6 protein-coding genes are annotated in these 9,621 nt (G+C 52.6%); 1 reads left to right on the plus strand and 5 read right to left on the minus strand.

Translation table 11 applies throughout. The annotated features are described in order from the left end of the window. The first annotated feature begins 63 nt into the window (after positions 1-63). Positions 64-771, plus strand: coding sequence for a 5'/3'-nucleotidase SurE (gene surE, locus R6U67_RS12215; RefSeq protein ID WP_410252806.1), 708 nt, complete (start codon positions 64-66; stop codon positions 769-771). Here surE and R6U67_RS12220 read toward each other — a convergent pair. The 5 genes from R6U67_RS12220 to R6U67_RS12240 form a co-directional block, all read right to left on the minus strand. Beyond that, a complete protein-coding gene (locus tag R6U67_RS12220) occupies positions 768-3,707 on the minus strand; it encodes a PAS domain S-box protein (RefSeq protein ID WP_410252807.1) in 2,940 nt (979 codons plus the stop codon). The two genes, surE and R6U67_RS12220, sit on opposite strands and share 4 nt — an antisense overlap. Before the next feature lie 207 nt (positions 3,708-3,914). Beyond that, positions 3,915-6,191: a hypothetical protein gene (locus R6U67_RS12225; protein ID WP_410252808.1), complete on the minus strand. Its 2,277-nt coding sequence runs from the start codon at positions 6,189-6,191 to the stop codon at positions 3,915-3,917. Between the two features lie 14 nt (positions 6,192-6,205). Further along, complete coding sequence (locus R6U67_RS12230) at positions 6,206-7,009, minus strand: PP2C family serine/threonine-protein phosphatase (RefSeq protein WP_410252809.1); 804 nt, start codon at positions 7,007-7,009, stop codon at positions 6,206-6,208. A gap of 117 nt (positions 7,010-7,126) precedes the next feature. After that, a complete protein-coding gene (locus R6U67_RS12235) occupies positions 7,127-7,789 on the minus strand; it encodes a vWA domain-containing protein (protein ID WP_068790481.1) in 663 nt (220 codons plus the stop codon). A gap of 71 nt (positions 7,790-7,860) precedes the next feature. Then, the gene (locus R6U67_RS12240) at positions 7,861-9,171 is read right to left on the minus strand and encodes a pentapeptide repeat-containing protein (RefSeq protein ID WP_410252810.1); all 1,311 of its coding nucleotides are present in this window, start codon (positions 9,169-9,171) and stop codon (positions 7,861-7,863) included. Between the last annotated feature and the right edge of the window lie 450 nt (positions 9,172-9,621).

Raw genomic sequence — 9,621 nt, forward strand, 5'->3', positions numbered from 1 at the left:
GGGAAGGGTTTTTTTCCCAGTTTTTTTGCTGTACGGCTTCGACGGATTAGACAAGAGTGACTCATGGCGATCGCACTAACCAACGACGATGGAATTGATGCACCGGGACTTCTGGCGTTACGTCAGGCGGTGAGACAGGTCAGTGATGACCCGGTTTGGGTGATTGCGCCTAACCGCCATTTATCTGGCTGTGGCCATCAGGTGACGACCCAGGCGGCTATCACTGTGGAACGACGCACTCAGACGGAGATTGCGGTGGCGGGAACGCCGGCTGATTGTAGCCGCTTGGCGGTGAGGCATCTCTGTCCCCAGGTTAGTTGGCTGCTGTCGGGGATTAACTTTGGGGGCAATTTGGGGGTAGATGAGTATATTTCGGGAACCGTGGCGGCGGTGCGAGAAGCGACCATTTTGGGGGTGCGGGCCATTGCCTTGTCTCAATATCGCGATCGCCGTCTCCCGGAAATGTCCTGGGAACTCAGCCGTCGTTATGCGGTGGCGGTGTTGCGAGATCTCATGGCCCGACCGTTGGCTGAAGGCTGTTTCTGGAATGTAAACTTTCCTCATCTGCCGCTCGTTGGGGATGTAGCCACCCGTCCCATTCCCGAGATTGTCTTTTGTCCGGCTAGTCGCCGGCCGTTACCGACGCGGTTTGAGTCTGACGGCGATCGCTTTGTCTATCAGGCCGACTACTCGGGGCGCGATCGCACCGCCGGGGATGATGTGGATGTCTGTTTCTCGGGTAAAATCGCCGTGACTCAGCGTCAACTCTAGGATTTGGTTGAGTCCTCGGCACAGATAACCTGATTGCGTCCCTGTCGCTTAGCCCGGTATAATGCCCCGTCAGAGGCTTTAACTAGGGCTAAACGAGATGCCCCTTGGTTCGGGCAACTGGCGACCCCAAATGAGGCGGTCACTTGTCCCAAAAGCTGCTCTTCATAGGAGAGACTGAGGGCGGCAATCCCCTGTCGTAAGCCTTCCGCGATCTCCTGGGCCGCCTCTAGGGATGTATCGGGCAAAATAATCACCAATTCTTCCCCTCCATAGCGACAAACAATGTCGCACAGCCGTAAACTCGCTTTGAGATGATAGCTAATCGATTGTAAGACGTAATCTCCGGCATCATGGCCGTAGGTGTCATTAAAGGTCTTAAAGTGGTCAATATCCAACATGATTAAACTCAGGGGTGAATGAGTCCGGCTAGACCGTTCGAGTTCCTGTTGGAGTCGGTCTTCAAAATGACGGCGGTTATAGAGTCCGGTCAGGGCATCGCGGATACTTTGTTGTTCTAAGATGGTACGTAGGTTAAGGTTGGCGATCGCTAACCCCAACTGTTCTGCCACCGTTCGCGCCAGTTGAGCTTTATTGGCCGGAAAGATCTGAGCAGGATGGGCGCTAAGATACAATAATCCCAAGGTTTCTCCCTGAGCAATTAAAGGAATACAACAGGTTTTGGCATCTTCGGGAAGCTGCCAAATATGCCGACAGCGTAATCCCTCCTGTTGGTCATCAACTTCATGAACTCGTCCCCGTCGTAATCCCCAACAATCTTTGATATCAAAGTTAGATTGGGAATACAACACATCTCCCCACGAGGCGATATTTTCCAAATGATGGCCCGAGGAATTGAGTAAGAAAATCCCCCCAGAACACCGAGGAAATAGAGGTTCCATCAAGGTTGCGACCACTTGACAGGCTTCGACGACGGTGACACAGGCTTGTAAAAAATCACCAATTTGGCTAAGCGTCAACATTTCAGCATGTCGTTCTCGTAAATCGTTCAGCCGTAATTCTAGTTCCTGATTGGTCTGTTCTAGGGTAGATTGATAGTGTTTCATGGCGGTTACATCTCGGAATGTGACCGCAAATCCGTCCCCCAATTTCACGGCAATATTTTCAAACCAAAAATCAAGTCCATCATAGTTATAATGAAATTCCCGCGTTCCGGGGTTTCCTGACTCTACCACATCCACATAATAGTCAAACAGTCCATCTTCACGATGTCCTGGCATTACATTTAATAAGCGATTTCCGACCAAGTTCTCCAGGGGTTTTTGAATAATCTCGCAGGCAGCAGTATTGGCCAGCAAATACTCAAAGTCAATAATTTCCCCCTGAAGATTACGAACTGAACGAAATGCCATAATTCCATCAAGAGAACTATTCAAGATTCCCTCTAACTGCAATTCCGAAACCATCAAGGCTTCTTGCATTTGAACCATATCGGTGATGTTTGTTAACAAGCCAATTGAACCCTCATACTGTCCTTGGGCGTTGTGAATTGGTGTTGTGGAGACAAGCACCCAAACATCGGAACCATCTTTATGGTGGAATTTAAAAAGATGTTGTTCACCAACTCCGGCTTGACGTTCTTTTAATTTTTGCTGAATTTCTGGCTGTTTATCTGGAGAGGTAAAGTCCAGCAAGGGTTTTCCAAGCATCTCGGTGATTGAGTAACCCAGCATTTGAGCCATCTGTTCATTGACGAGTTCTGTTCGTCCTTGAGCGTCGAGACACCAAACCCCTTCTAAGGTTGTTTCGATAATTTGTCGATATCGTTCTTCACTCTGCTTAAGCTGGATTTCTTGCCGTTTTTTAGTCGTGATATCGGTTGCAATTGACCACATATTAATAATTTCTTTTTCCTGAATGACTGGAAACAAAATCGTTTCAAAAAATTGTTCTTGACCCTCAAAATACAAAGAATCTTCAACTTTTAGGGTCTGCATCGTCTCTTTAACAATGTTGAGACGTTGACGAAACAGACAAACAGTAGAATCGGGAAGAAAGTCCGCCAGAGAACATCCAATAATCTCATCAGGTGATTTTCCCAATCTCCGGGCGAGAGCTGGATTAACATTAAGATAACGACCTTCGGGGGATAAATGACCAATCAGAATTGGTGCATGATCTAAGAACGTTTTAATTTCTTGATTGGTTCGCTTCAGTTGCTGTTCAGCTTCTTTTTGGTTGGTAATATCGATATGACAGCCAATCATTCGCGATGGACGACCTTCCGAGTCCCATTCAATCACTTGGCCTGAACAAATCACCCAAACGGTTTTTCCAGTTTTATGACGATAGCGAACTTCTCGATAAAAAGGAACGGTGGCTGGACTGTTAATATGATTTTGGATAGCTTCTAATGTTTCCGAAAAATCTTCAGAAAACATCAAATATTCCCAAGTTTCAGGACTATTCTCAAGTTCATGATCCTCATAGCCAAACATTTTTTTGAAACTGGGACTGAGATATTCTGTATTCTCTTGGAGATTCCAGTCCCAATAGCCCGCTAAAATGACTTCAAAAATAGGTTCAATGAGTTGTAACTCTCGGTTTCGTCGTTCAATCTCTAGCCGTTTTAGTTCCGACTGTTTGCGATCGCTAATATCTCGAATCAAATAGGAAAACTGCGGCTGCTGCTGGTCTCCTAAGTGTAAATAATTCAAGGTAACCAACAACCAACAGGGTTGATCCCCCTCAAAATACTCATATTCAAAAGATAGCGGTTCGCTTTGTTGCTGGCTTATTTTGTAGTACTCAATAAATTCAGATAAACTCTCGGAGATAATGCCGAGTTCAGAAAATGTTTTGCCAGCAAGGGATTGTGGAGGAACCTTAAAAAACTGACAAGTCACGGAATTGTTACAGATAAAACGAATATCGGCGTGATCATCCACCTCAATCAGTTCAACAATTCCCATCATCATCGGAGAATTGTGATAGAAGATTTCTAAAAGTTCTGAAGTTGGAAAACTACAAGGATCAGAAGCTGAATTTGCGTACATCTAAGCCATAAACTGGGGCAATACTGGGCGGGGTCGCACCCCGGACACTCCCAATTTAACCTATAATTTATCATCCTGTCGAACCAAGTTTAACTAACGTTTCAGTCCAGGAGGACAGGTTAGGGCCGGTTAGGTTTGGGGAGAATTGTCATCAGAGGGTGCAGAGATCCGAGGTTGTCCGTTGATATGCCAAATTCCGATACTTCCATAGATATCTCCTCCAATTAAGGTTTGGCCCTCAATCCCAAACACCAAACTGCTGATATGGCTAGCGGTTTCAGAATGGAGTAACGCACCGGTGCGAGTATCCCAAATCTGAATCACGCCGTTATCAGCGGGAACGGTCATGGCCAGGAGTTGGCTGTCAGGGCTGAGGGCCACAACGAGGTGTTCCGGGGGAGTTTGGGGGAGAGTGGCCCGAGGTTGGCCCGTCTCCACATCCCAGAGGGTGATCGCGTCGGGGCTGGCTGTGACGAGGGTTTCGCCATTGGGACTCAGGGCCAGAACTTGGTGTTGATGGGCGGCCCAGCGACGATGTTCTCGTAACCCTTGCAGGTCCCAAATGGCCACATCTCCGCCGGCGGTTCCTCCGATTTGTAGGCCCTGACGATCGCTCAACGATAGGGCCTTGGGGATAATCGGCAAGGGTAGAGTATTGATGAGATCAAAGCTGGCTGGATTCCAGGTTTGTAAGCCTTGGGAGGTAGCCCCGATGAGACGATCGCCGTCGGGACCAACGGCCAGCAGTTGCACTTGATCTTCAGGGAGGCCCAACACCGAGGAGAGGCGACGGGATTGCAGGAGGATGCGATCGGGAAATGACCAAATTTTCAGGGTTCCATCGGTACTGCTGCTGGCGAACCAGTCGCCACGGGGACTCATGGCCAGGGAGGTGACGCGATCGCGGTGGTCGTAGCGGCGATCGGCTAGGGTGAGGCTAATGTCACGATCCGGCGGTGTCTCGTCCCCGACAACGGCCTCCTGACTGAGGGTCAGGGGGGTGGCCTCATGGGAGGTGGTGAAGTCTGTCCTGGTGGAATTTCGGGGAGTGTCTGCCCCAGCTAGGGAGGTTTGGGATGATGACTGGGAGGTTGGGGAGGGGCGATCGCCCGAGGTCTCTGAGAGATAGAGTCCCGCCGACAGGGCCAGGGCGATGACGAGACCTCCGCCGAGGAAATCATAGCGATATTCCCAAAAATACTGGCCAATATCGGCTTTGAGTTGAGCCAAGATCCCCGTTGGCGGGGTAATTTTGCTGAGGCTATGGGGTGAGGGAAAGGCGATGGTATAACCCACGGCCTGGGGAACCCGAGGCCGGCGAGGACGGGGTTTGGGTGTCGCTTTAGGTTTAGGGGGATGCTGGCGTTGTAGGCGGCCGACTTCCTGAGAACTGCGGGGAAAGGGATCGCGGCCACCGAGTTTGCGGCTGCGATCGCACCAGGGACATTGGCTTAAATGACTCCCATAACGATGCTGAGGGTTCACCGAACAGGTCATTAACTGGGCTTCCGCCTGTTCGAGGGCTTTGACCCAAGTTTGGGCATCGGGCCGCTGCTGAGGCTGGCGATGGCCCCGTTCAAAGCATTGGGTAAATAGCTGTTGCAACTGCGGCGTGAGGAGATTCGCCGCTGGGGCGATGGGGGTGGGGCGATAGGGAACCCGTTGGCTGCTATAGGCGAAATGGCCGGCGGCGATTCGGGCTTCGATGGGGGGTGGATCTCCTGAACCGAGATAGACGCCGGCGAAGGGATGGGTTCCTTCCATGAGAAGTTGGAAAATCAGCACCGCTAAGCCGAAACAGTCCTGTTCCGGGCGGCGGCGGACTTGGCGGAGGGTTTTTCCTTGCAGTTCTGGGGGCGTAAATTCGGGTTTCCCGACGGGACAGGGATAGAGGGCGGCCCCGTCGGTGACTTGGAAGGAGTCGGTGTCAACGAGGGTAATGAGGGCGGTGCGGCTGACGAGAATGTTGGATTCGTTGACGTCGCCGATGACATAGCCTCGGGAATGGATGCGGCTGACGGCGGCGGCCAGGTTGCGGGCGGTGCGATAGAGGTATTGGTAGTTGAAGAAGGGACAGCGATCGCGGCGGGATCTTGGAGTATACACGTCATGGAGGGGGAAGCCTTCACTGACGCGGGGCATGAGGAAGCCGACAATGCGGCCCCGTTGCCAAAGGGGATCGAGAACCCAGGCGATGGAGACATGGCCCGAGGCGGCGGTGGGATCGTCGGGAGGGTTGGCCGCCATGACCGCCAATTTGCGCCCGAGGTCGGGACTCGGCTTATGGTAGAGTTTGGCGACCCAGTCAGGATGTTGAGTGACGCTGTAGATTTTACCTTCACCGCCGCCGGCGATTTGGGGACCTAGACGGAGGAGAGAACCGTTAGACTGCCGTTGAACTTGCACAGGAATTTATCCGTTTAGGGATCTCGCGGGGATGGGGCGATCGCCCCTGCTAATACTAAGGTTAGATCGTCGTCGGTGCGTTGGCTGACGCGGGGAGAGGTGAGGAAGCCCTGAAGTTGGGCGTTGGCTCCGTCTAATTCGAGGTCTTGGTTAATAAATTGGAATAAGGGGCTGAAAAATCCGTTGTGGGGGGTTCCTTCGGGCATTTGTAGGGCTAAACGCTGCAAGCCATCGGAAAAGAGGGCGATTCCCTGGGCGGGAGTGGGCTGAATGGAAATTTCGGCTTGGGCGATCGCTCCCTCGGAGGTGAGGAAGGTGGTTTGGTTGGCGTATTCTCCCTGTTGGGGCTGGGTGAGGGCGGTTAGGGTTCCGCTCTCATCTATCATCACTGCCGCCCCATCGCCAATCTGAGCCACGGCTACCCCCGCCGGACTGGCGATGAGCAAAATTAGGGTACTGGCATAGTCTCGCGGCGGTAAGCCAGCGGCTTCGGCTTCGGCTACGACGGCGGTTTTGGCGGTTTCTAGGGCTTCCCGTAACAACGGCTCCCAGGTCGGTTCTGAGTCTGGCTCCTCCGTATCACAATCTTGTTTATTTGTCAAGGCTGGAAAGGCAAGATTTGCCAAATAGGCGATCGCCGCCTCGACGGCACAATTAGCACCCTCGCGCGATCGCGTGGCTGATCCGGCCCCGTCAGCCACGGCAGCCAGCAAGAGTCCATCGTCACGAATTTTAGCCGACCAAGCATCCTGACAGGGCTGCGATCGTTTCTGATGGCTGGTTCCACAAACGGAAGCCCCCAAAACACGCCAGTTCATAAGAAATTGGTAAAAAGAAGGGAACAGGGGAGAAGAAGGCAAGAGGCAAGAGGCAAGAGGCAAGAGGTGAGGGGTGGGAAATTGTTATCTAGTCCCGGTTTTGGTGTTCCGTTTCGCCTAAACTTCACCCCAGCCTGGCGGGGGGAGAGGCACTTGATCATCCGGTTGAGAGTTGGAGACGCGCTGCATACTGGCCGATAGCCAGACAAATAACTCGCGGAAATCTAACCCTTTCAGTTTTAGGGGAGTGCGGGGGAAGATTTCGCCGAGACGTTCCATGTTCGCGTTTTCGACTCCGACGGCGAAACAGGCGACACGCTTGTTGGCTTCATCATCCCGTAGCCGGGCCATGGCCTCTTCGATGGCCCGTTTGGGTTCTCCTTGGGGTTCGCCGTCGGTGATGGTGAAAATCCAGGGACGATAGTAGGTGATGCCATTGTCGCGATATTGACGTTTGCGCTCGTCGAGTAAATCTAGGGCTTTTTGCAGTCCTGTTCCCATACTGGTTAACCCCTGGGCCGATAACACCGGGGCTTCGAAGCGATCGGCGGTGACGAAGTCTAAGACGACGTTCACTTTGGAGTCAAAGGACACAACGGCCACTTCAACCCGCTTACGGGCCAAATCATCTTGATTGAGTTCATCCCGGAATGTCTCTAAACCATCATTGAGGGCCTCGATAGGTAAACCACCCATCGAACCGGAGGTATCCAACAGTAGGATACAGGGACAGCGGGGTTCTGGGTTTTCGGCGAACTCAACGGCATCTTCGAGACGAATGGCATCGGACATAACTTTGGAGAATCCAAGAACGGTTAACAGGATAACAAACCCAGAGGGGCGATCGCGCTCTAGCGGCCCAGTTTGTTGGGAATCCCCTCGCAGCCGCCGGGGATGGTTTGGCGGGCTGTTTCACCGCACCAGGCACAGCAATAATAGCGTTGTCCCTCCGAGAGTCGCTGGACATTGGTGAAATCGACATCTTCAACGACGGCCCCGGTATATTCGCCGGTTTCATAGTTGGGGATGTCCTGACGGGTGCGCGGGGTGGCGGTTTCGGGTGTGCCGTAGAACAGGCGAGCGCCTTTGAGATCGGCCCCAGCGAGATTGGCTTGATAGAGGATGCAGCGGGTCATGTTGGCCATCACCAAGTCACAATAACTGAGATTGGTGCGGACCAGGTTGGCATCACTGAGATCGGTCCAGCGTAAATCTGTTTTCGATAAATCTGTGGCGGCCAGCATGACGCCGAGATCGATGACGCGGGTTCCATAGCGGCGATCTTCTGAGTAGCCGCCGGAACCATCCAGCATGGGCCGGCCGAGGCGGCGATCGCGTTGTAGGGGCGTTAGCAGCCGCGATTGAGACAAGAAGCGAAGAATTTTGGCTTTCCCGGTGGCGTCAACACTGCTGAGAATGGCCGCTGTCCGTCCATCGGCGATGGCCCGTTCTTGGGGCCAATCTTCGAGTAAGCCTTCATCGTTGATGGTGAGGTCGGAAATTCCCTGAAAATAGGCGTCAATGGTTTGTTGCTGGGTGATGCGGTTTTGCTGAATGGTTAAATCTCGGGAAATGACATATTGTTGCCAGGCCACGTAAACGGCGAGGATGGCGATCGCAATTTGTCCCAAAGCGCCTACAATCTCCCCCAAGGCTCCCACGGCATCCCAGTTAATGCGAATGGCGCGGGTTCCTTGCTGGTTGGAGGTACTTAGAACTAATAACCCGGTCACGGAGGCTAATAATCCCAAGGTGGCGATGGCCAACTTGCGCCAGGGGTCAGGAATCACCTGTTGCCAAACATTGGACCAACTCGGCAAAATCAGGATCACCGACACGACTAGGGTGATAATTAACCCCCCCAGGGCTAACCAAACGCTATCAACGGCTAGGCCAACAATCGTGACCAGGATGGCGACGATGATAATAAAACTGGGGTAGCGTCTGAGGTAGGCGAGGGTCGCTGAGCGAGTTGAGTTGGAGGCTGTGGGTGCGTCGGAGGGCGGTGTTGAGGTCGATTGAAGACTCCGAGATGAGTTGGCCGCCGTCAGTGGCGAGGTTCCTTTACTATTGATGTTGCCATCTTGATTGCCATCTTCGTTGCCCTTTAGATTGCTATTGATGTCGGAGGTGGAGGCCTGAGACTGGGGGTTTTCGCTCATCGGATCAGTAAAACGGCGGTTGGAGGCTTAATCCATAGCCTAAACGAATTTAAGCAAAATCCGGGCGGGTTTGGAGACACGAGAGGATCAGATCGAGGCGTTGAGAGGGGGGGGAAGCCGGCCGGGGAGTCCGGTCAACCTGAGCAATCGGGATTGAACCCTCCGCTAGAATGATTTTATCGAAAATTTTGGGTCTAAAACCCCGTCCTTCTAGGACGGCTTTTGACAATCCTGCTTTTTTGTGCTAGGATTACCCGCGCAACCGATGCCAACGGTGCGATGCTTGTTCTTGAGTTCAAAATCAAAGGGAAGCCCCACCAGTACGCGGCGATTGACGAAGCGATCCGAACCGCACAGTTCGTTCGCAACAAGGCACTGCGCTATTGGATGGATACCCCTGGGGTCAACAAATACGACCTCAATAAGTACTGTCGGGTACTCGCCCGAGAG

Origin of the sequence: Sodalinema sp., assembly GCF_046483825.1 — a bacterium.
In the GTDB taxonomy this organism is placed as follows: domain Bacteria; phylum Cyanobacteriota; class Cyanobacteriia; order Cyanobacteriales; family Geitlerinemataceae; genus Sodalinema.

What these genes read in the sequence shown, in the direction of transcription:
- surE (WP_410252806.1), top strand. Translation starts at nt 64, where the DNA reads ATGGCGATCGCACTAACCAACGACGATGGAATTGATGCACCGGGACTT.
- R6U67_RS12220 (WP_410252807.1), bottom strand. Translation starts at nt 3,707, where the DNA reads ATGATGATGGGAATTGTTGAACTGATTGAGGTGGATGATCACGCCGAT.
- R6U67_RS12230 (WP_410252809.1), bottom strand. Translation starts at nt 7,009, where the DNA reads ATGAACTGGCGTGTTTTGGGGGCTTCCGTTTGTGGAACCAGCCATCAG.
- R6U67_RS12240 (WP_410252810.1), bottom strand. Translation starts at nt 9,171, where the DNA reads ATGAGCGAAAACCCCCAGTCTCAGGCCTCCACCTCCGACATCAATAGC.